Genomic DNA, 22,053 nt, shown 5'->3' on the forward strand with positions numbered 1-22,053 from the left:
GGAGAGAGGCATGGCGCAGCAGTATCAACCGGGGCAACGCTGGATCAGCGACAGCGAGGCGGAACTGGGGCTCGGAACCATCCTGGCACAAGACGGCCGGCTGCTCACGGTGCTCTACCCGGCCACCGGCGATACCCGCCAATATGCCCTGCGCAACGCCCCGCTCACCCGTGTGCGCTTCGCGCCGGGCGACGAGATCACCCACTTCGAAGGCTGGAAGATGACCGTGCGCGAAGTCGAGGACGTCGACGGCCTGCTGGTCTACCACGGCCTCGACGGCCAGAACCAGGCACGCACCCTGCCGGAAACCCAACTGTCCAACTTCATCCAGTTCCGCCTGGCCAGCGACCGCCTGTTCGCCGGGCAGATCGACCCGCTGAACTGGTTCGCCCTGCGTTACCACACCCTGGAGCACCAGAGCCGCCTGCAACAATCCTCGCTGTGGGGCCTCGGCGGCGCCCGCGCCCAGCCGATCGCCCACCAGTTGCACATCGCCCGTGAAGTGGCCGATCGCATCGCCCCACGCGTCCTGCTGGCTGACGAAGTGGGCCTCGGCAAAACCATCGAAGCCGGCCTGATCATCCATCGGCAACTGCTCTCCGGCCGTGCCAGCCGGGTGCTGATCCTGGTTCCGGAGAACCTGCAACACCAGTGGCTGGTGGAGATGCGCCGGCGCTTCAACCTGCAGGTCGCGCTGTTCGACGCCGAGCGTTTCGCCGAAAGCGATGCCAGCAACCCCTTCGAAGACGCTCAACTGGCCCTGGTCTCCCTGGAGTGGCTGAAGAGCGATGAACGCGCCCAGGACGCCGCCTTCGCCGCCGGCTGGGACCTGTTGGTGGTGGACGAGGCGCACCACCTGGTCTGGCACCCGGATCAGGTCAGCACCGAATACGCCCTGGTGGAACAGCTCGCCGAAGTCATTCCCGGCGTGCTGCTGCTCACCGCCACCCCCGAGCAACTCGGCCAGGACAGCCACTTCGCCCGTCTGCGCCTGCTCGATCCGCACCGTTTCCACGACCTGGAAGCCTTCCGCGCCGAAAGCGCCCACTACCGTCCGGTGGCCGAGGCGGTACAGGAACTGCTCGATCAGGGCCGTCTGTCACCGGAAGCCCATGAAGTGATCCATGGCTTCCTCGGTGCCGAGGGCGAGGCCCTGCTCGCGGCGGTCAGCGACGGCGACATCGACGCCAGCGCCCGGCTGATCCGCGAACTGCTGGATCGCCATGGCACCGGCCGCCTGCTGTTCCGCAACACCCGTGCCGCCGTGCAGGGTTTCCCTGAGCGCGAACTGCATCCCTACCCGCTGCCCTGCCCGGCCGAATACATGGAACTGCCGCTGGGCGAGCACGCCGAGCTGTACCCGGAAGTCAGCTTCCAGGCCCAGCAGGAAGGCGGCGAAGACGAACGCTGGTGGCGCTTCGACCCGCGCGTCGACTGGCTCATCGATACCCTGAAGATGCTGCGCAAGTTCAAGGTACTGGTGATCTGCGCCCACGCCGAGACCGCCCTCGACCTGGAAGACGCCCTGCGCGTGCGCTCCGGCATCCCCGCCACCGTGTTCCACGAAGGCATGGGCATCCTGGAGCGCGACCGCGCCGCCGCCTATTTCGCCGATGAGGAATTCGGCGCCCAAGTACTGATCTGCTCGGAAATCGGCAGCGAGGGCCGCAACTTCCAGTTCGCCCATCATCTGGTGCTGTTCGACCTGCCGGCCCACCCGGACCTGCTGGAACAGCGTATCGGCCGTCTCGACCGGATCGGCCAGAAGCATCGCATCCAACTGCACGTGCCGTATCTGGAAACCAGCCCGCAGGAGCGCCTGTTCCAGTGGTACCACCACGCCCTGAACGCCTTCCTCGCCACCTGCCCCACCGGCAATGCCCTGCAACACCAGTTCGGCTCGCGCCTGCTGCCGTTGCTGGAAGGCGGCGATGACGGCGAGTGGCAGGCGCTGCTGGACGAAGCCCGCGCCGAACGCCTGCGCCTCGAGGGCGAACTGCACGCCGGCCGCGACCGTCTGCTCGAACTCAACTCCGGCGGCGCCGGCGAAGGCGAGCAACTGGTCGAGGATATCCATGAGCAGGACGACCAGTTCGCCCTGCCGATCTACATGGAAGAACTGTTCGACGCCTTCGGCATCGACAGCGAAGACCACTCGGAGAACGCCCTGGTCCTGCGTCCCAGCGAAAAAATGCTGGACGCCAGCTTCCCGCTGGGCGACGACGAAGCAGTGACCATCACCTACGACCGCAACCAGGCCCTGGCCCGCGAGGACATGCAGTTCCTGACCTGGGAGCACCCCATGGTGCAGGGCGGCATGGACCTGGTGCTGGCCGGCTCCATGGGCAACACCGCGGTGGCGCTGATCAAGAACAAGGCGCTCAAGCCCGGCACCGTGTTGCTGGAGCTGCTGTACGTCAGCGAAGTGGTGGCGCCGCGCAACCTGCAACTGGGTCGCTACCTGCCACCGGCCGCCCTGCGCTGCCTGCTGGACGCCAACGGCAACGACCTGGCCTCGAAAGTCTCCTTCGACACCCTAAACGACCAATTGGAAAGCGTGCCGCGTGCCAGCGCCAACAAGTTCGTCCAGGCCCAGCGCGATGTGCTGGCAGCACAGATCAACGCCGCCGAAGCCAAGATCGCTCCGCGCCATGCCGAGCGTGTCGCCGAAGCTCAGCGTCGCCTGAAGGCAGAACTGGATGAGGAACTGGCCCGCCTGACCGCACTCAAGGCCGTCAACCCGAGCGTACGCGACAGCGAACTGGAAGCCCTGAGCAAACAGCGCGAAGAGGGCCTGGCCATGCTGGACAAGGCTGCCCTGCGTCTGGAAGCCATCCGCGTGCTGGTGGCCGGCTGACGCCGGCCCACCGTTCTCCGAAAACAAAACAGGCCGATCGAAATCGGCCTGTATTTCACGCATCGCTCGCGACGTTATTGAACGGTCAACTTGTCGCGATTCTTTTCCAGCGTTGCCGCCCCGATCCCTTTCACCTCCAGCAGCTCATCCACCGAAGCGAACGGGCCGTTGGCATCGCGATAGTCCACGATTGCCCTCGCCTTGACCTCACCCACACCATTCAACTCACGCTGCAGCGTGGCCGCATCGGCGGAATTGAGATTGACCTTGCCCACCTCGGCGGAGGCCTGCGCGGCAACCGGAGCGACGGGAGAAGTCTTGGGGGCCTCCGCTGCGGTAACCGCTACGGAAACACTGGTCAGGAGGGCGAACAGAAGGGAAGAGAAATGCGATTTACGCATCGAGAAAGCTCCTTTTTCAACGGGTGAGATACGTGGCCAACTCCGGCCACGCGCCCAAACTTATCCCTTCGCCGGAGCAAATCAAACCCGTTCTTCCAGATTCCAGACGCGTCTCTGATGGCTCCAGTCAACTATGTCACCTTCCGGCACATAACCGTGAACAGCCTCACGAAGCAGTTGCCGGACCCTGGCCATGTCTCCCCGCTCGACGCTGTCTAACAGAGCATGGAGCAGCGTTTTCAACGGCTCCCAAGCCAAGTACTCCTCCTTGGCACGAAGGATCATGGGATGCTCCGTGGCGCTGGCATCGCCGCCAATCAGCAGTTCTTCATAGAGCTTTTCACCCGGCCGCAACCCGGTGAACTCGATGGCGATATCGCCGTGGGGATTGCGCTCCGAGCGAACGCTGAACCCCGATAGATGGATCATGCGCTCGGCCAGCTCGTGAATCTTCACCGGCTGCCCCATGTCCAGGACGAACACATCGCCGCCCCGCCCCATCGCCCCCGCCTGGATGACCAGTTGGGCGGCTTCGGTGATGGTCATGAAATAGCGGGTGATGTGGGGATGCGTCACCGTCACCGGCCCTCCTCGGCGAATCTGCTCGCGGAAGCGGGGAATCACCGAGCCCGACGACCCCAGTACATTGCCGAAACGCACCATCCCGAAGTGCGTCTGATTGACCCTGTGCACCCCATCGGTGTCTCCGAACAGCAGCGGCGCCGGTTCCCGGCTGAGCGCCTGGAGCAGCATTTCCGCCAACCGTTTGGTACTCCCCATCACGTTGGTTGGCCGGACGGCCTTGTCGGTGGATACCAGCACGAAATGACCGACCCCGGACATGATCGCCGCCTGTACCGTATTGAGCGTGCCGAGCACGTTGTTCAGCACGCCTTCGGCGACGTTGTGCTCGACCATCGGCACATGCTTGTAAGCCGCAGCATGGTAGACGGTATCCACCGACCAGTTCCGCATCAGCTCGAAAACCTGGCGGGCATCCCGCACGGAGCCCAGCAGCGGCACCAGACGCAGCGGAAGCGACTCGCGCGCGACCCGCTCTTCCAGCTCGGCGTGAATGCTATACAGGTTGAATTCGCTGTGATCGAACAGCAGCAAGGTCTGCGGCCCGCTGCCCAGCAATTGCCGGCACAGTTCCGCGCCGATCGAACCGCCGGCACCGGTCACCAGCACCACCTTGCCGCGGATGCAACGCTCGAACAGGTCCTGGCGAGGTGGCACGGGATCGCGCCCGAGCAGGTCGGCGATGTCCACCTCGCGGATGTCATCCACCCGGACCCGGCCGCTCGCCAAATCCATGAGGCCGGGCACGGTGCGGATATGCAGCGGAAAACCTTCGAGCAATTGCAGGATTTCCCGGCGCCGGGCCCGCGTCACCGACGGCATGGCCAGAAGAACCTGCTGGGCGCCGGTCTCTTCGATCATTCGGGCGAGATACTTCGGCCGGTAAACCTTGAGCCCGGCGATGGTGCGATTGTTGAGGCTGGCGTCATCGTCGATGAAGGCCACCGGACGGATCGTCCGCCCCATCCGCAGAGCCGCCACCAACTGGTTACCCGCAGTGCCAGCGCCGTAGATGGCCGCCTTGGGCAGGCCGTCGTCCTTCGGCGGCGCAAAGTGCATGGCCTGGCGCACGTTGAACCAATCGCCCATGAAGTAATGCCGCATCAACAGGCGCAAACTGCCGGTCATCAACAAGCTGAGCCACCAGAAATTGAAGACCAGCGAACGCGGCACCACCGCCGGCACGTCCCGGTACCAATAGACCACCAGCGCCAACACGAGAGACGACAGAGTCACCGCGCGGAAGATGGTCAGCAACGCATCGTTGCCCAGGTAACGCAGCACGGCGCGGTACATGCCGAGCCGGATATAGATCGGAATGGCGATCAGCGGACAGACCAGGAAGAGCCAGGCATACACACCGAACGGATCGACCAGCTTATCGCTGCCCAGGCGCACCCAGAACGCCAACCACAGCGCCAGCCAGGTCAGCACGATATCGACAGCGACCTGCAACAGGCGCTTGTACCCCCGGGGCCAACCCAACAACCATGCACGCGGATCGAAGCGGTCCATCCCATTCCCTTTTTCATTCTTGTTATCGGAGCCGCGGGAACTCAGCCTTCCGGGCGCTAGGTGCGTACGCCGGTTTCCCGCATCACCAGCAGCCCCAGGGGAGCATAGGCCAACGCCAGGCCAAGCAACCCATCCAAGTCGCCGAGCGCCACCCAGGCAGCGAGCGGCAACAGCCAGCATAGCGTCAGGGCGCCCGTGGCCAGCGTCACCGGCAGGTGGGCGCCATAACGACGGGCCGCCACCTGGTAGGCATGGCTGCGGTGCGCTTCGAGGATTCTTTCACCCCTCGCCAACCGGCGAAACAGTGTCAAAGTGGCATCCGTTAGAAACACGCCCAGCAAAATCAACCAGCCCCACAGCAACCGGGAGTCGACCCAGGCTGCCTGCAACGACAACCCACCCAGGACGATACCGATGAAGCCGCTGCCGCTATCGCCGAGAAAAATCCGGGCCGGCGGGAAATTCCAATAGAGAAACCCGGCGACCGCCGCGACCAGCAGCAACGGCGTCAGGGCCAGAAGCGGTTGCCCGATCAGTGCATAGAGCACAGCGCCCCCCAGACAAACGCAGATAGCCTCCATCGAGGCGATACCGTCGATGCCATCCATGAAGTTGTACAAGTTGAGCAGCCAGACCAGATAAAACGCTGCCAGGACGTAGCCGATCCCTCCCAGGTCCAAGGAGCGCCCCAGCAGTGCCAGTGGCGGCAGGCCCTGGACCCAGGCCAACAGCCAGAACGCAGCCAGGAAATGAGCCAACAGGCGCCAGCGGGGAGCAACGTGGCTGCGGTCGTCGAGAAACCCCACTCCGGCAGCCAAACCACCCGCCCCCAGAAAGGCCCAGAGCATCGGCCAAGGCAACAGGCCGTGCAGTGCCAGCAGCGGAAGAGCCGCCAGGAAGCTGACCACGATGGCCACACCGCCACCGCGCGGCGTGGGTTGCGAATGAGAGCTGCGAGCATTGGGAATGTCCATCAGGCTGCGCGACAACGCATAGCGACGCATGACCCCGGTGAGCAGCAACGCCAGGCCCGCGACCACAGGCAACAGCCAGAAAGCGCTCATCGGCCATGCTCTTCGAGAAAGGCCACGGCCGTGCTCCGTAGCGCCTCATCGACTGCAACCGGTGGCGTCCAGCCAAGCAGCTCGCGGGTCTTGTCGATATCCACCTGGAGCGAGCCGCATAGCCGCCGAGCGACGTCGTCCTTGCCCAACCAGGCCGCTCCTCTCTCCAGCCAGGAGGCCGGTATCGGCAGCAGACGCGCCGGCCGGCCCAGGGCGACGCCCAGCCGGCGCAGCCATTCCGTTGTGGACAGGTCGTCGCCGTCACTGACGAGAAAAGTCTGGGCCGCTGCTGCGGGGTGATCGAGACACAGCAGGATGAGATCGATCAGGTTGTCCAAGGCCACGAAACTGCGCCGGTTATCGATGCCTCCCAAAGGCAGCGGTATCCCCCGGTGCAGCCAATGCATCAGGCGCAGGAAGTTGGCCTTTACGCCGGGCCCGTATACCAGCGGCGGACGGATGATCACCAACTCCATGCCAGAGCCCCGTATCAGCTCGCGGAGGCCTTGTTCGGCTTCGAGTTTGGACAGTGCATAAGCATCGAGCGGAGCAGGACGGGTATCTGCGTCGTAAGGCAACTCGGCGCCCTCGCCGAGCACCTTCACCGAGCTGATGAAAACGAAACGCCGTATCCCCGCAACGGCGGCCTGCCGAGCCAGGTTCAGCGTTCCATCGACATTGACAGCACGGAACGCCGATAAAGGATCGGCATCTCGCTCATGCAGCACATGCACACGCGCCGCGCAGTGGACCACGCTGTCCACGCCTTGCAGCGCCCCGGACCAATCGAAGGCACCATCGAGATCACCCGGTACGAATGCCCCACTCGGTTTCACAGCACCGGCACGCGCCGAAGCACAGACCTTGCGCCCCATCGAGCCGAGCCGCTCCACGAGAGCCGCCCCCACGAAACCGGACGCCCCTGTCACCAGGCAGCAACGCTCCGTCATCTGCCCTCCGCCTTCTTCTTGTAATAATGAGTTCGTTCCGCACGCATTTCCGAAAAGACAACGCATCATTTCGGAGCAAAGCTACCCTGTAATACACAAGTCGCCTCCAAAGAGAAAGGCGGGCAAGAAAACGCAGACACAAAAAAACCGCCGGGCGCCAGCCAGGCGGTTCTTCGAGAAGGTTGACCGAAAGGTCACTACTGAAAGAGCAGTGTCGCTGCAGTCAATCCGCGCCTGCCCCAGTCATCGAATGACCAGCGATTCATTCAACTCCGCCTCGTCATCCTTGGGCCTCACCCCCAGCAGGATACCCACCGGGAACCAGAACACCACCCAGTACGGATTGGGCCGAAGGAAAATCGCATAGATATCCGAAACCATCGCCACCATCGCGAACACTAGCAACGCCACGCCCAGCTTGGCGATGGGCTGGGCTCTGCATTTCCAGCCTTTCCAGAACAGACTACCGATGAATAGGGCAAACAGAATAACCCCCGGAAGGCCGTACTCGTACCAGAGTTGCAGGTAAAGGCTATGGCTGTGGAAGACGGTGAATCCACTGGGAAAACGGAACTTGAACTCAGCTCCGGAGCCAGCCCCGGAAAGCCAGAACTCGGGGAAACGACGAAGCCATTCAGCCCAAATCAGATCCCGGCCATTGACACCGATCTGTCGCTCCGCCTGGATTTCAGGCCAGAACAGATAAGCGCCTGCTAACAGCAGTACCGCTACTGTGCCGATAACACTCCAGGTTTTGCGGCTATTGAAAATGACAAGCAGGACGAAGCCACCTGCCCCCATCGCAAACCAGGCTCCTCGGGAAAAGGTGAAAAAGACGTAGGCCACCAGACCCAGCATGGCGAATGCCACCAAGGCAAGCTGCCAAAGCCTCAACTTGAAACGGGCAAATATGAAGGTCAGCATCACGGCGAATGTACCGTAATAAAGACCGGCGACAATGGGATGCCGAAGATCGGCATACCCTTCCCATCCCAGTTCGCGGAGGCGCTTCCAGCGAAACTGGCTGTAATCCATGGGTTTATCCAATATGCCAAATTGGTAGTACAACGTGAGCCAGGCAAACAGCGCAGCTACAGCCACGGCCACCAGAAGCACTGTATGGAAATACCGTTCACTCCTGACCAGACTCCCCACCGCAAACAAATACAGCGCAATGAGCGTCACTATCTTGAACGTACGCCCGAGCTCATCCCGAGAACCCTCGAACTGCGTGGCGAGAAGCACCCACCCTATCAGTATGAGAAACGTGATGGCCGGTATCTGCCGCCAGAACGTCGGGGCCAGACGCAACCCGACCAACAACAACAAAGCAGGCAGGAACAACCCCAGATAGAGCTGGGTCGCATACCGACTCCCGTCATTATTGAACAACAACCCACACAACTGAGCGAATACCCCAACGCCCAGCACGACCAGCAATACCCTCACCATACCGCTCGGCTGATCGATTCGAATCCCATTCATTCACTACTACCCCAGCAATCACTCATGTTTTAAGAACGGCGCGCCTATCAGTAGGCGTTCTTGTTGATGAAGCCCTTGAAGATCGTCCAGAAGATGATTTTCAAGTCCAGCCAGAGCGACCAGTTATCGATGTACCAGAGGTCATGCTCGACCCGCTTCTGCATCTTCTCGATGGTGTCGGTCTCGCCCCGGTAGCCGCAGACCTGAGCCCAGCCGGTGATTCCCGGCTTGACCTTGTGTCGCTGCATGTAGGATTCAACCAGATCCTTGTAATACTCGTTGTGAGCTAACGCATGGGGCCGAGGCCCGACAATGGACATGCGGCCCTGCAGCACGTTGAAGAACTGCGGTAACTCGTCGAGGCTGGTCCGGCGCAGGAAGGCGCCTACCTTGGTAACCCTGGCATCGTGCTTAGTGGCCTGGGTGACGGCTCCGCCGCACTCCTTATGCACGACCATCGAGCGGAACTTGTAGACCTTGAACTTTTTTCCGTTGATACCCGTACGGTACTGCTTGAACACCGCAGGCCCCGGCGAGGTCGTCTTGATGGCGATGACAATCAACAGGCAGACCGGCAAGATCAGCAGGCTGATAAGGCCGCCGACCAGCAAGTCTTCCGCCCGTTTGATGAGGCGCGCAGGACCATCCATGGGGCTGCAACTCAAGTCGAGCGAATACAGTCCGGCGATCTGGCTCACCTTGTGATTGAGCAACGGAATATCGCCCCACTCAGGTATGAAACGCACCTCAACGGTGTGGTGGCGCAATGCGTAGAGAATGTCACGTATGGCGTCCCCTTCGTTCAGCCTCAGGCACAACCACACCTCATGAACACCGTACTTCTCCACGGCAGCCACCAACTCGGACAACCAGGCTTCGCCACGCTCGAAGGGCAGGCCGTGGACCATGCGGAAACCATACTCGCCCAGATGACGTCCACCACCGTTAAGAAACTCGGCAGAACGCCCCCCGGAATCCACCAGCAGTACCGACTTCAGGTTATGACCGGCAGAGCGCAGGCGCCGCAACAGTAGAAAGACGGACAGGCGCAGCAGAATACTGGCTCCGCCACCAATCAGCAGCATGGTGCCGAACCAGATACGCGAATAATTGGTGGACACTTTCAGAAAGAAAGAAAGCGACAGCAGGATACCGGCCGCGGCCAACCAACCGATGGTTACCAGGCTGAGCTGACGGCGGAAGCTCAATCCACGCAACGAGCCATAAACCCCGCCCATCATCAGGCAGAACATCACCAGAATGGCGCTCAGCAGGGTTGCCGTGTTGTAGCGGCCCGGCATGTCTAACGTGTCGAAGCGGATGTAGTAGGCCAGGAAGCCCGAAGCGATCACCAGCAGGATATCGAGCAGGGCCGCGAACAACGGAACGGGGTAACGCTCGGCGAAGGTCGGCTGGTAGCGGGGGATCGGCTGCATGTCCTTTTTAAAGGCTCCTGAAAAAACGGGCGACATCCTATCACGTCAGGAAATCCTGGCCCGAACGAAGAGTCGACTGATGGCGGATAAATAGGTTCGGCATGCTCGGCATGACCGCTGGGTTTCTTCCGTGGGAGCGAATTCATTCGCGAATAGCTGGGGCTCTGCTGACGAAGCTTTTTATGCCTTGATTTCGCGAGCAAGCTCGCTCCTACAACGGCAACTATCCAACTTCGGCAACACGCACACCGCTCTTCGTAGGAGCCAGCTCTGCTGGCGAAGCTTCATGCCTCTGCCTACGCCACCAGAATCCTTACCAACGCCGCCTGCCAATCGGACGGTTCAATGCCAAACACCGCGCCAATGCGCGACGAATCCAGCACCGAATAGGCGGGGCGCTTTGCCGGCGTGGGATATTCATGGGTAGCGATTCCCACGATCCGGGGGGCCTTGGCAATCATCCCCGCCTCCACTGCCCGAGCAATGATTTCCCGTGCGAACCCGCACCAGGTCACCGCCTTGTCGCCGGCGAAATGGTAGGTGCCATACAACCCTTCTCCCCCAGCGACCAGCCGCTCGGCGATGCGCAACAAGGCATCGGCAATATCGCCGGCATAAGTCGGACAACCCAGTTGATCGTCGACCACGCGCAGCTCATCGCGCTCGCCGGCCAGCCGCAGCATGGTCTTCATGAAGTTGTGCCCGTGCTCGCCGAATACCCAGGCAGTACGCACGATCACATGCGCGGGACAGGCGTCGCGAATGGCCGCCTCCCCTTCCAACTTGGTGCGCCCGTACACACCTTGGGGTGCGGTGGGATCGGTTTCCACGTAGGGCCGTTCGGCCTCGCCGGAAAACACGTAGTCAGTGGAGAGATGAACCAATGCACAGCCCACCGCATGACACGCCCGGGCCAACACAGCCGGCCCCTCCACGTTGCCGCGCCGTGCCGCATCCGGCTCCGCCTCGGCCTTGTCGACGGCCGTATAGGCAGCGGCATTGATCACCACGTCCGGCCGGAAGCGCTCCAGCAGCGCCGCCACGGCCGCTTCATCGGCGATATCCAGGGTATCCCGCCCATGGGCTTCCCATTGCCAGTCCGAGTGCTCCAGACGCTCCACCAGCGAACGCCCGACCTGGCCGTTGGCTCCCGTCACCACTACCTTCATCCGAACAGCTCCCGGAGCGTCAGCCCCTGGGCATCCTTGGCGGAAAGCTGTGGCTCCGCCAGTGGCCATTCGATACCCACGGCGGGGTCGTTCCAGATCAGGCAGGCCTCATCGCTGGGATCGTAGTAATCGGTGCACTTGTATTCGAAGTCGGCCGTCTCGGAGAGCACGACGAAGCCATGGGCCAAGCCCGGCGGCACCCAGAACTGCCGCTTGTTCTCCTCGGAGAGGATCGCCGCCTCCCAGCGACCGAAGGTCGGCGAATCGCGGCGGATATCCACCGCCACGTCGAACACCTCGCCCCGCACCACCCGCACCAACTTGCCCTGTGGCTTGGTCTTCTGGAAATGCAGGCCACGCAGCACGCCTTTTGCCGAGCGGGAGTGGTTGTCCTGCACGAACGGCAGATCGATGCCCGCCTCCTCGGCATAGCGCCGGGCCTGGAAGGTTTCCAGGAAGAAGCCGCGCTCGTCGCCGAACACCCTCGGCTCGATGATCTTCACCCCGTCGATGGCCGTCTCGATCACCTTCATCACTGATACCCCTCGGCTACCCGGCGCAGATACTGGCCATAGCCGGTCTTGTTCAACTCGTCGGCCTGGCGCAGCAGTCGCTCGGCATCGATCCAACCCTGGCGGAAGGCGATTTCCTCCAGGCAGGCCACCTTCAACCCCTGGCGATGCTCGATGGTCTGCACGAACTGGCCGGCCTCCAGCAGCGAATCGTGGGTACCGGTATCCAGCCAGGCGAAGCCACGCCCCAGCAGGCTCACATGCAGGTCGCCACGCTTCAGATAGGCATTGTTCACATCGGTGATTTCCAGCTCGCCACGGGCGGAGGGCTTGATAGCCCGGGCGATCTCCACCACGTCGTTGTCATAGAAATACAGGCCGGTCACCGCGTAGTTGGACTTCGGCTTGGCCGGCTTTTCTTCGATGCTCACCGCACGCCCCTGGGCGTCGAACTCCACCACGCCGAAGCGCTGCGGGTCCTGCACGTGGTAGCCGAACACCGTCGCCCCGCTCTGCCACGAAACCGCCTCCTGCAGCGCCTCGGAGAAGTGCTGGCCGTAAAAGATGTTGTCGCCCAGCACCAGGCAGACATTGTCGTCGCCGATGAACTCCGCGCCAATGATGAACGCCTGAGCCAACCCGTCCGGGCTCGGCTGCTCGGCATATTGAATGCTCATGCCGAACTGGCTGCCGTCGCGCAGCATGCGCTGGAAACCCGGCAGGTCGTCCGGGGTGGAAATCACCAGCACCTCGCGAATCCCTGCCAGCATCAGCACCGACAGCGGGTAGTAGATCATCGGCTTGTCGTAGATCGGCAGCAGTTGCTTGGAGACACCCAAGGTAATGGGGTGCAGCCGGGTGCCGGAGCCACCAGCGAGGATTATTCCTTTGTAATTCATTGAGTCCTCTGTGTCATACCCATCGTCAAGATCGTTGCGGCAGGGAAGTTTGGTGGTTTTCGACCACTAACTCAATCCGCCATAATGCATCACCTGCTCAGAGGCACCCTCTCATGCAACGAATACTTTCAATCGATTACCTGCGCGGCTTGATGGCCTTTTCTGTTCTTATTTATCACTTTATCAGTTGGAGTCTAGGAGTACCTTCGAGCGATACCATCTTGGGTCGACTCGGTATCTATGCCGTTTCACTGTTCTACATCATTAGCAGCATTGCGCTTTATCAAATTTATGCAGACACACGCTGGTCGCTCAAAAACATCGGCATCTTTGCGATCAAACGTTTTTTTCGCATCGCTCCGGTATATTGGCTGGCCACAGTTCTTCTCATTCTCTTAGCGGCCATCACCCTGCCATCCTTCACACCAAATTGGCTCGCCTACCTATCAAACTTCTTACTTATATTTGGCTTCTATGACCCGGCGACTTATGTCCCGATCGGTGGTTGGTCTATTGGCAACGAGGTCGTCTTTTACTTTACATTTCCGGCACTCGTAATCCTGGCACGCTATCGCTGGCTGTTCTTGCCCGCGCTATGTCTAATCTTGGCACTGTATGGCTACTTTGCTTTCGTTGCCCTGACCCCGGAAAACACGCTTGCCAAACAATGGGCAACCTATGTCAACCCATTGAATCAGCTTTTCCTCTTTGCGCTAGGCATTGGTGCGGCATGGGCTCGACGAAAAATAGAAATCACCCAGCGCGCGGCGGCCTCCGCCCTGATTTTCAGTGTTTTTATCTTTATCATGTATCCCGCGAAAGGCGACCTGATAACTCTTGTCACGGGAATCGAGCGTCTCGTATTTACCTTCTGCTGCGGTGGAGTCTGCTTTTCCTTACTCTACCTTCGCCCATCCTTCCCAAGCTTTATTGACAAGCTTCTTAGATTCTTAGGCGACACGTCTTATTCGATCTATTTGTTGCACGGCGTCATTAGCAAATATAGCCTCACTTATCTTTATCCCCTACTGAGCAATGACTCCCCGGTTATAAAATGCCTGTTTCTCTTTATCTTCGCCCTGCCTCTCACAATTCTAGCCAGCCATTTTATTTATCGTCATTTAGAGAAACCAATGATCGATGCGGGTAAGCGCGCTGAAATTTATTTGACGAATAAAAACAATGAAACGATTAATAAAGTGCCAGCCTAAGGGCCGGCACTACTTATTCACAGCTCGCCAATACGCTCCAATCGATAAGCACCACTCAGCACCCTTTCCCACCACTGGCGGTTACTCAGATACCACTGAACCGTCTTGCGGATTCCACTCTCGAACGTCTCCTGCGGCTTCCACCCCAGCTCTCGCTCGATCTTGCCCGCATCGATGGCGTAGCGCTTGTCGTGCCCAGGACGATCTTTGACGAAAGTAATCAAGTCGCTGTACTGCGCAACGCCGCAGGGTTTCTCAGGTGCCAGCTCTTCCAGAAGCGCGCAGATAGTTTCCACCACTTGCAGATTCCGCTTCTCGTTATGCCCGCCGATGTTGTAGGTCTCGCCCACCACGCCCCGGCACACCACTTCGCACAAAGCCCGCGCATGGTCCTCCACATAGAGCCAGTCGCGAATCTGCGAGCCGTCGCCATACACCGGCAGCGGCTTGCCATGGATCGCGTTGAGGATCATGTGAGGGATCAGCTTTTCCGGGAAGTGGTACGGCCCGTAGTTGTTCGAGCAGTTGGTCACCAGCACCGGCAGGCCATAGGTGCGATGCCAGGCGCGAACCAGATGGTCCGAACTGGCCTTGGAAGCCGAATAAGGGGAGCTGGGTGCATAGGGCGTGGTCTCGGTGAAGAGATCGTCCGTCCCCTCCAGATCGCCATAAACCTCATCGGTGGAGATGTGATGGAAGCGGAACGCACTACGCGCCTCCTCCGGCAAGGCGCTCCAATAGCGACGCGCCACCTCCAGCAATGTGTAGGTACCGACGATATTGGTCTCGATGAAATCCGCAGGCCCATCGATGGAACGGTCCACATGGGACTCTGCCGCCAGATGCATCACCGCGGTCGGCCGGAACTCGGCAAACACCTTTTCCAGCGCAGACGCATCGCAGATATCCACGTGATAGAAGCGATAACGCGCCGAATCCGCCACCGCCGCCAAGGACTCCAGATTGCCGGCATAGGTGAGTTTGTCGAGGTTGGCGACCTCGAATGCCGTGTTGCCAATCAGATGGCGAACGACGGCGGAGCCGATGAAGCCGGCGCCGCCGGTGACCAGAATGCGCATCAGTATTTCTCCGCGTAGGGGCTGTCCCAGTAACGCTTGTACATGCCCAGTTTTTTCTTCAGAGCCAGCGACATGCCCTGCTCCTTCTGCCCCAGTTTGTAAGCGAGCAACTTGCAGGCGTTACGAAAAATGGCCGATGGCCAGAGGTAAAGGCGGGGCAAACCGAGAAACTTGAGTTCGGACTTCACGTAACGCAGCCCTTCCCCACCGGCACCGCCGAAACGTTCACGAATCCAGGGCTCGCGGGCGTGGAAGACGCCCATGTCGAAATAGCGGCGGAATTCTTCCTGAAGGCTGTAGTTATGGGAATGGCGACAACCTGCATTGCCGGCATAAGCAACCTTCCAGCCACCGAGCAGCATCTTGGCCGCGACATACATGTCCTCGGCGAAAATCACATGCTCTGGAAAGCCACCCACCTCCATCAGTGCGGCGCCTCGATAGGCCGCGAAGGAATTGGACATGAACGCCGTCTTGATGCCCAGCACGGGCGCATCCTCGAACGATTTCACCACGGAGGTCGCCGGGTAATTGAACAGACGCGCATGCTCGGCCAGTGGTGAAGCGTCCTTGTGTGGCAACTGACGTCCACATACCGCCCCAACCTTTTCGTCCTTGAAGGGAGCCACCAAATGCTCGATGGCATCGACGTCCTCCAGATAGGCATCCTGGGTCAGGAATACGTAGATGTCGTAGCCAGGGTTACGGCTCACCATCATCTGCCGCGTACCACCGTGGTTGAACTGGCTGCTGGGAATCGTTACGACGTTTGCCACGCGTGAACGCGCCAATTCACCCGTCCCATCCGAGGAACTGGAATCGACGATGAACAAATCGAAGGACGCGCTCTGTTTTTCCAACGAATCCAACAACCGGGCCAGGTCGTTCCGGCCGTTATAGGTCGGCACGATGCAGGCGATCCGAGTCTTCCGGTTATCGAGTAAATCCGACATGCAACCTCGCGCTCATTGCCATTCTTCCGGACAGCTCTGCTTCCAATCCGCAAAAGCGCTTTCCAGGGTGTATTGATAGGGATAGCCGTTCTCCACCAGATAGGTGGGCAGGATATTGTTGGACCGCACCAGCTTACGAATGCGAACCGGGCTGAACGGATGGCTAATACGCAACGGCTTGGCGATGGCATCGATGGCATAGGCAGCCGTCAACAACAAGGGATAAGGCACAGCCGGAACCGTGCGCCTTACCCCCGCCACCTTGCAGACGGTCTCGACATAGTCCTCGATGGACGGCCCGGGGTTCATCGACATATTGAACAAGCTGACGTGCTCGCCTTTCGCCTCTTGCTGCTGTAACACCCACCACATGGCGTTGCACAGTTCCTTGACATAGACGCCCGCCTTCCGGGTGCTCCGGTTTCCCATATAGAAGAAATAACGGTGCAGCACGGCCTTGATCAGACGGGACACGTTGCCGCCTTCGCCGGGGCCGAACACCACCCCCGGCCGCACGATCACCAAGCGACGGTTGGCATTGTCCTTCGCCTGCCATGTCTGGTGAATCTTCTCCGCCGCCAACTTCGATCCACCATAGGCAGTGGCCGGCACGGGCAACGAACGCTCGTCCTTCACCGCCTCGCTGGGACCATAGGGCGAAATGGAACTGGTGAAGATCAGGCGGTTGCAACCCACCTTCTCCGCCCAGGCACAGACATTTTCCGCCCCCAACAGGTTGGTTTCGTAATACTCGAAATCTTCATGACCGGGCTCGCGATGAATTGCGGCAAAGTTAGCGATCAGTTCGACAGGCTCTTCAGGCACCCAATCGATTGAACGGCGAACATCGCCAATGACAACTTGAAGCTTAGAGCAGGAGGTGATCAGTGCCCGCCGAAAAGCGCTGGACTTCTGACCTGCGGACTCCAGATCATAAAGATAAACTTTGTTAACGATTTTTTGATCCAGAAGAAAACGAGCCCAAAAAGACCCGACAAAACCAGCGCCACCAAAAACAACGGCACAATTCATATAGAACAATCCTTAATCAAGACCACCCCCTCACGCCACCCCTTGCGCCAGACATCGCCCAACGAAGACCAGTAACGCCCAAAAGAAGAAGAAGAAGAAAGAGAAGCTTCAAATTCAAAAGACCTGACAAGCTACCCATTGAAATAAATCCGTTGTACATAACCAGCATATTCGCTAGGAGAAAGTAACCAATCAGGTCACGCTCAAGCACGGCCTTGACGACCCTAATAGCAATAGCAGAATGCAACACCCCAAAAATAAGGGCAGCAGGAAAAGCAAATACCCCTAAATGCACGACCAAACTGGCAAAATAGCCAAACGTAAACCTGACCCCTCGCTCAATCATTCCATCGGCAATATCCGGGGATATGAGCAGCATTACATTCTCCATTCCATCCCAAAGCCCAGCAGGATTAAAATACAAAAAAGGCTCTCTTACAAAGAGATCATATGCCCCCCAAAATGTATGCCCCTGCAAACCCAAAATGCGGTAAGCAAGCAACCCCAATGGACCTCCGAACTCATCAGACAGAGAATATCTTGTATAGTGATAATAAACCATCGACAATGAAATTATAAAAACAACTAACACGGGCAAGAGAGCTTTTTTTAAAAACAATGACAAACGCAAAAAAAATGCCTTCTCACAAACAAGCGGCAAGGACACCAAGAAGAAGGAAAGAATAAAACCACCAAATTTCTGCCCAATCAAAGCAAGGTAGAGCAAATACAGCAAAGTCAAGAAAAATGGAAAAAAATGCCTCTTTGAAACAAGGAAGAGCCAGCCAAGCAAAATCGGCAGAGGAACAGCCACGACCCCCATCGGAGCGATGACCCACCAAAGACTTGTACCTTGGATATATTCAAATCTATCTATATAACCATCCTGAAACAACGGCGGCGGCGAACTTATCAGAACATTAACATACAGGAGAGTTAAAACAAGAAGACTAACACAACCAATCAGTATTGGTTCCCATGCCGGCACAAGCCCATATTTAGAATACCCCCCCGATAGATCACCACGCCGAAATCTCGCCCACGTAGCCCCTCCAACAAAATGGGTAAACATCAGAAAAAAAAGAAAAATCGCCGCACCATTGAAGTGCGAATATTTAAACTGCTCAATTATATAAACGTCAAAAGCCTCTAAATAAGCAACCGAAACAAACCCTACAAAACCAAAAAACCAAAAAAGAGACTGAACATAAAGAAAACTTACATTCTGATGAAAAAGACACCCCCCTAGAAAAACCAACAACAAGAAAACAAGAACAAAGTATATAATCACAAGAATAAAACTCCACTATCCTTCATCAAGCCCAATACCTCCTTCATTGCCGAGTCAGAAAAATCACCCTCTCCAGCCAAAGAAATCGCCATAGCAGCTGGACACAAACACTTGATCATCAGCAACGCACTGCTTGTTGTAGAAACAACAGTCTGGCAATGAGATTTGAAGAAAAACACTTCAGCAGGCTCTACGCTACTTGTCACGTCAACAGAGAACCCAGCCGCTTTAAATTTCGCCAAATCCATTAAACTACCAGCCCGACTAGGATGCGGTTTAATCAAAATATCTCTACCTCTATAATGCGTCAGCAACATATCATAGAGACGACTCTCAAACGACTTAGCAGTCACAGCGTCCATTGGTGGCTCCAGCACCAAGACACCATTACCAGACGCCACCATGCCCACATCCCCGCCAATAGTGGTCACAGAACCATCAAATTGCAATTTATCTAGTATCACCCCTTGAGGAACAAGCATCCCTCTGACGCCTTTAACATCCTGATCAACAACGTCACTCATTAACCTCACATATCGATGAAATATAAATACTGACTTCCTCCTCTGCTTAACTTGGTAATCAACCATAGCCCCCGAGAAAGCTGATACACGTCTATAATTTAGAATCCCATCAAACAGATAATATAGCGAAACCCTATCAACATTCGAATAATAAACTTTATTAGCTACAAAATTCATAAGATGCGGGGTATAAATATCGACCTCCGCATACCTCCGAATACGAAAGCAATAAAATACAACTTTTAAACACATCAGCACAAGATTCAGCAGCCCCACCGGCCTTATACCAATGACCCGCCCTTGAACCGGAGCGAGAGGCGGGTAAACAGTAAACAAATAGACATCTGTACCATCTACCCTCTCCAAAATTTGCCGCAGAATAATATTCTGTGCTTGGCCCAGAACAAAAATCACCGAAGCTTTTCTCATCCCTCACACCCGACAACTTCCAACGAAACCGGAGTGTAAGCCCCAACATCAACCTTTACCTTCTTGCCAATCACCTCGCCCAGATACTTTGGTGGTAGACCAAACCCAGGACGCACACTTCTAACCACATCTTCGGTAATAACTGAGCCTGCCTTTAAACTTTTCACAAAATACAGAGACCGTCGAAATTGGACACTCCCCTGTTCACTGGACTTCCTTCCATAGTCAACTCGCCCCAAGGCGGCCCAAGCTGTCTTGCTGTCTCGGCACAGGGCTTCCAGCTCTTTCGGTTCCAAGGAAAAACTGTCGTCGGGCCCACCGCCGCTGCGATCCAGCGTGAAGTGCTTTTCGATGATGGAGGCGCCCAGCGCCACGCTGGTTATGGCTGTGGTGTTATCCAAGGTGTGGTCAGATAGGCCCGTTACCAGACCGAAGCGCTGAATCATGTCCGGGATGGTGCGTAGGTTGTAATCCTCGGCTGGAGCCGGGTAGCCACTGACGCAATGGAGGATTGCCAGCTCTTTGCAGCCGCCTTCACGTGCCGCCTCGATGGCTTCCTGAATTTCCTCGGCGTCGGCCATGCCGGTGGAAATGATCATGGGCTTGCCGGTGGCCGCAACATATTTGATCAGCGGTAAATCCACGGCTTCGAAGGAAGCGATCTTGTAGGCCGGTGCGTTCAGGTCTTCGAGGAGATCGACTGCAGTGTTGTCGAACGGCGAACTGAAAATAGTGATGCCAAGCTCGCGCGCGTAGTCGAACAGCGGCTTGTGCCATTCCCACGGCATATGCGCTTCTTCATACAACTCGTAGAGTGTACGGCCATCCCAGAGGCCGCCATGAATCTGGAAATCTTCCGAGTTGCAATCGAGGGTGATGGTATCCGGCCGGTAGGTCTGCAACTTGACGGCGTCGGCGCCCGCCGCCTTGGCTTCCCGAATGATGCTCATGGCCGTCTCGAGCTTGCCGTTGTGGTTCGCGGACAGCTCGGCAATGACGTAGGGCGGCTCATCGATGGCGATACGACGCCCGGCGATGGAAATGCTGGGATGGTTCGGCATGTTGCTTATCCTTCTTGAAGCGGCTGCCATTCGTGCTTGAGCAAGCCGAAGCACACCACGGCGTGATAGCGTTCACCATCGAAATGCTGGTCACGCAGGATGCCTTCCTGCTGAAACCCCAACCGGCGATGGAAGTTGATGGAGCGTTCGTTGTAGGCCAGCGCCTGGCCGCAAATCTTGTGGAATCCCAGGTTCATGAAGGCATACTCCAGCGCGGCGCCACCCAGCAGACGACCGCTGCCTTTGGGCGCGTCGGGCGCGGCATAGAATCCCCAGTCGGCGATGCCACCGTCGTTCAATCGATTGAAATGGATGAAGCCGGTAGGCGTGCCCTCCAGTTCGAAGACCAGAAGATGTCTTGCAGGGTTGGATGCGCTTCGCTCGAACCAGCTTCGATGTTCATCGAAGCCGATCTCATGCTGGGTATACATGTATCGGCGAACGTCCGGATGGTTTCGCCATGCGAGTACCCTTTCCAGGTCTGCTTCGACCATAGGGCGAACCTGCGCTTTTTTCATCCAAGCAATTCCGTCAGTGAATCGACAACGCGGCTAGCTCCCAGGCCATCGGTTATCCGCGCGGACATGACCGACATTGTTTCCAGTTCGTTTCGCTGTTCAAGCCGCATGAGTGTGGCAGGAAGCCGGGAAATTTCCGGGGTGTCTCCAAGCAGGCACGCAGCCTGCGCCTCCTGTAGCGCCTGGGCGCCTGACCACTGGTTATCGGCAAGGACCACCATGATTGTCGGCACACCCAGGCAGCACCGCTCCCATGAGGTTCCCCCCGCCGCACCGATGGCCAAATCGCAATCCGCCATGCGTTGGGCCATATCGGCGACATTGACCAGTACGTCGGTCGGCCAGGGCATATCCCTGGCAATTCCCTTGACCGCCTCTAACCAAGGGGCCTTGGCTCCCATCACGACATCGATCCGAATATCGTCCGGCAAGGCGCTGTGTTTCAAAGCTTCCAATACTTTGCCGGTGGCATTGGGCTGGTCTACGCCGCCCATGGTGATGAGTAGATTCTGCAACTTGGGCTGCTTACGACGTTCAAGGCTGTACTCCCGTAGCGCCGCAAATTCCGGTCGCAACAAACCATATTGCGGCCCCGCGAGCACGGTGCACGCCTCTGGAGTCAGCCCGGCATAGTCCGCGGGCTTTCGCCCCAGGTTCTGGTCGAGCAACAAGTCGCATTGGTGGGCCCGATCAGCCAGATCATCGATGACCATCAACCGTCGACAGAAGGGCCGCAGGCTCTCTTCCCAACGAATATCCAGGGCATAGTGGTCGACGATCAGCCAATCTGGCTGGAGCGCCTGCAGGATGGGCAGGCAGGCCTGCGCATCCTGCTCCTGGGTGGCGCCCAGCCAGGCGGCGTGGGCCGGACCATTTCGGTCTATCGGGCTCTCCGGTTCGCAAGGCAGGACATGAACGACATGGCCCTTGCCGCGAACCAGTTCGAGGAGGTGGCCAGGGTGCTCCCGGCAGAGGAAGTGGCATTCCGCACCCTTCTGCTTCAAGGCGTCGGCCAAGGTCACGCAGCGCATGACGTGGCCGCTGCCCATCTGCAATGAGGCGTCCGCACGGAAAGCAATCTTCAT

The 22,053-nt window shown here is 58.3% G+C and carries 19 protein-coding genes; 2 read left to right on the forward strand and 17 right to left on the reverse strand.

Annotated elements, in window-relative coordinates; translation table 11 throughout:
• Positions 1–10 precede the first annotated feature (10 nt).
• Positions 11–2,857 carry an RNA polymerase-associated protein RapA gene (gene rapA / locus PIN01S_RS05750; protein ID WP_084334277.1) on the forward strand — a complete coding sequence of 949 codons (2,847 nt, stop codon included), beginning with the start codon at positions 11–13 and terminating at the stop codon, positions 2,855–2,857.
• A 74-nt stretch (positions 2,858–2,931) separates the two neighbouring features.
• Here rapA and PIN01S_RS05755 read toward each other — a convergent pair whose 3' ends face one another.
• The 9 genes from PIN01S_RS05755 to rfbA all read right to left on the reverse strand — a co-directional run bounded on the left by PIN01S_RS05755 (position 2,932) and on the right by rfbA (position 12,870).
• Positions 2,932–3,258, reverse strand: coding sequence for a ComEA family DNA-binding protein (locus PIN01S_RS05755; RefSeq protein ID WP_084334279.1), 327 nt, complete (start codon positions 3,256–3,258; stop codon positions 2,932–2,934).
• 81 nt (positions 3,259–3,339) lie between these two features.
• Positions 3,340–5,355 carry a polysaccharide biosynthesis protein gene (locus PIN01S_RS05760; RefSeq protein WP_084334281.1) on the reverse strand — a complete coding sequence of 672 codons (2,016 nt, stop codon included), beginning with the start codon at positions 5,353–5,355 and terminating at the stop codon, positions 3,340–3,342.
• A gap of 56 nt (positions 5,356–5,411) precedes the next feature.
• The gene (locus tag PIN01S_RS05765; RefSeq protein ID WP_084334283.1) at positions 5,412–6,419 is read right to left on the reverse strand and encodes an MraY family glycosyltransferase; all 1,008 of its coding nucleotides are present in this window, start codon (positions 6,417–6,419) and stop codon (positions 5,412–5,414) included.
• Entirely contained in the window at positions 6,416–7,369 is a 954-nt protein-coding gene (locus PIN01S_RS05770; protein ID WP_084334285.1) for a UDP-glucose 4-epimerase family protein, read from the reverse strand. The genes PIN01S_RS05765 and PIN01S_RS05770 overlap by 4 nt, the downstream gene beginning before the upstream one ends.
• 243 nt (positions 7,370–7,612) lie before the next feature.
• Complete coding sequence (locus tag PIN01S_RS05775; RefSeq protein ID WP_244505957.1) at positions 7,613–8,800, reverse strand: O-antigen ligase family protein; 1,188 nt, start codon at positions 8,798–8,800, stop codon at positions 7,613–7,615.
• 101 nt (positions 8,801–8,901) lie between these two features.
• Positions 8,902–10,290, reverse strand: a complete 1,389-nt coding sequence (locus tag PIN01S_RS05780) for an undecaprenyl-phosphate glucose phosphotransferase (protein ID WP_084334289.1) — start codon at positions 10,288–10,290, stop codon at positions 8,902–8,904.
• Positions 10,291–10,586: 296 nt separating this feature from the next.
• Positions 10,587–11,459 (reverse strand): dTDP-4-dehydrorhamnose reductase, encoded by an 873-nt coding sequence (gene rfbD / locus PIN01S_RS05785; RefSeq protein ID WP_084334291.1) that lies wholly within the window; start codon positions 11,457–11,459, stop codon positions 10,587–10,589.
• A complete protein-coding gene (rfbC, locus tag PIN01S_RS05790) occupies positions 11,456–11,992 on the reverse strand; it encodes a dTDP-4-dehydrorhamnose 3,5-epimerase (protein WP_084334293.1) in 537 nt (178 codons plus the stop codon). Before rfbC ends, rfbD begins: the two co-directional genes overlap by 4 nt.
• A complete protein-coding gene (rfbA, locus tag PIN01S_RS05795) occupies positions 11,992–12,870 on the reverse strand; it encodes a glucose-1-phosphate thymidylyltransferase RfbA (RefSeq protein WP_084334295.1) in 879 nt (292 codons plus the stop codon). The genes rfbC and rfbA overlap by 1 nt, the downstream gene beginning before the upstream one ends.
• 113 nt (positions 12,871–12,983) lie before the next feature.
• Here rfbA and PIN01S_RS05800 point away from each other — a divergent pair, with 113 nt between their 5' ends.
• Positions 12,984–14,081 carry an acyltransferase family protein gene (locus PIN01S_RS05800; protein WP_084334297.1) on the forward strand — a complete coding sequence of 366 codons (1,098 nt, stop codon included), beginning with the start codon at positions 12,984–12,986 and terminating at the stop codon, positions 14,079–14,081.
• Between the two features lie 17 nt (positions 14,082–14,098).
• Here the strand turns inward: PIN01S_RS05800 and rfbB are convergent, their stop codons facing one another.
• The 8 genes from rfbB to pseG are packed head-to-tail and all read right to left on the reverse strand — an operon-like array spanning position 14,099 to position 22,053.
• On the reverse strand, positions 14,099–15,160 hold the full coding sequence (gene rfbB / locus PIN01S_RS05805) for a dTDP-glucose 4,6-dehydratase (protein WP_084334299.1): 1,062 nt from the start codon (positions 15,158–15,160) through the stop codon (positions 14,099–14,101).
• Positions 15,160–16,113, reverse strand: coding sequence for a glycosyltransferase family 2 protein (locus PIN01S_RS05810; RefSeq protein ID WP_084334301.1), 954 nt, complete (start codon positions 16,111–16,113; stop codon positions 15,160–15,162). Before PIN01S_RS05810 ends, rfbB begins: the two co-directional genes overlap by 1 nt.
• A gap of 12 nt (positions 16,114–16,125) precedes the next feature.
• Positions 16,126–17,145 (reverse strand): NAD-dependent epimerase/dehydratase family protein, encoded by a 1,020-nt coding sequence (locus tag PIN01S_RS05815; RefSeq protein ID WP_084334303.1) that lies wholly within the window; start codon positions 17,143–17,145, stop codon positions 16,126–16,128.
• A gap of 16 nt (positions 17,146–17,161) precedes the next feature.
• Positions 17,162–18,436 carry a DUF6418 domain-containing protein gene (locus PIN01S_RS26195; RefSeq protein ID WP_139198544.1) on the reverse strand — a complete coding sequence of 425 codons (1,275 nt, stop codon included), beginning with the start codon at positions 18,434–18,436 and terminating at the stop codon, positions 17,162–17,164.
• Positions 18,433–19,389: a polysialyltransferase family glycosyltransferase gene (locus tag PIN01S_RS26200; protein WP_139198543.1), complete on the reverse strand. Its 957-nt coding sequence runs from the start codon at positions 19,387–19,389 to the stop codon at positions 18,433–18,435. Before PIN01S_RS26200 ends, PIN01S_RS26195 begins: the two co-directional genes overlap by 4 nt.
• Positions 19,386–20,450, reverse strand: coding sequence for a pseudaminic acid synthase (gene pseI, locus PIN01S_RS05825; RefSeq protein WP_084334307.1), 1,065 nt, complete (start codon positions 20,448–20,450; stop codon positions 19,386–19,388). The genes PIN01S_RS26200 and pseI overlap by 4 nt, the downstream gene beginning before the upstream one ends.
• Before the next feature lie 5 nt (positions 20,451–20,455).
• A complete protein-coding gene (pseH, locus tag PIN01S_RS05830) occupies positions 20,456–20,944 on the reverse strand; it encodes a UDP-4-amino-4,6-dideoxy-N-acetyl-beta-L-altrosamine N-acetyltransferase (RefSeq protein WP_084334464.1) in 489 nt (162 codons plus the stop codon).
• Between the two features lie 20 nt (positions 20,945–20,964).
• A complete protein-coding gene (gene pseG / locus PIN01S_RS05835; protein ID WP_084334308.1) occupies positions 20,965–22,053 on the reverse strand; it encodes a UDP-2,4-diacetamido-2,4,6-trideoxy-beta-L-altropyranose hydrolase in 1,089 nt (362 codons plus the stop codon).

It is taken from the genome of Pseudomonas indica NBRC 103045, assembly GCF_002091635.1.
Classification (GTDB): Bacteria; Pseudomonadota; Gammaproteobacteria; order Pseudomonadales; family Pseudomonadaceae; genus Pseudomonas_M; species Pseudomonas_M indica.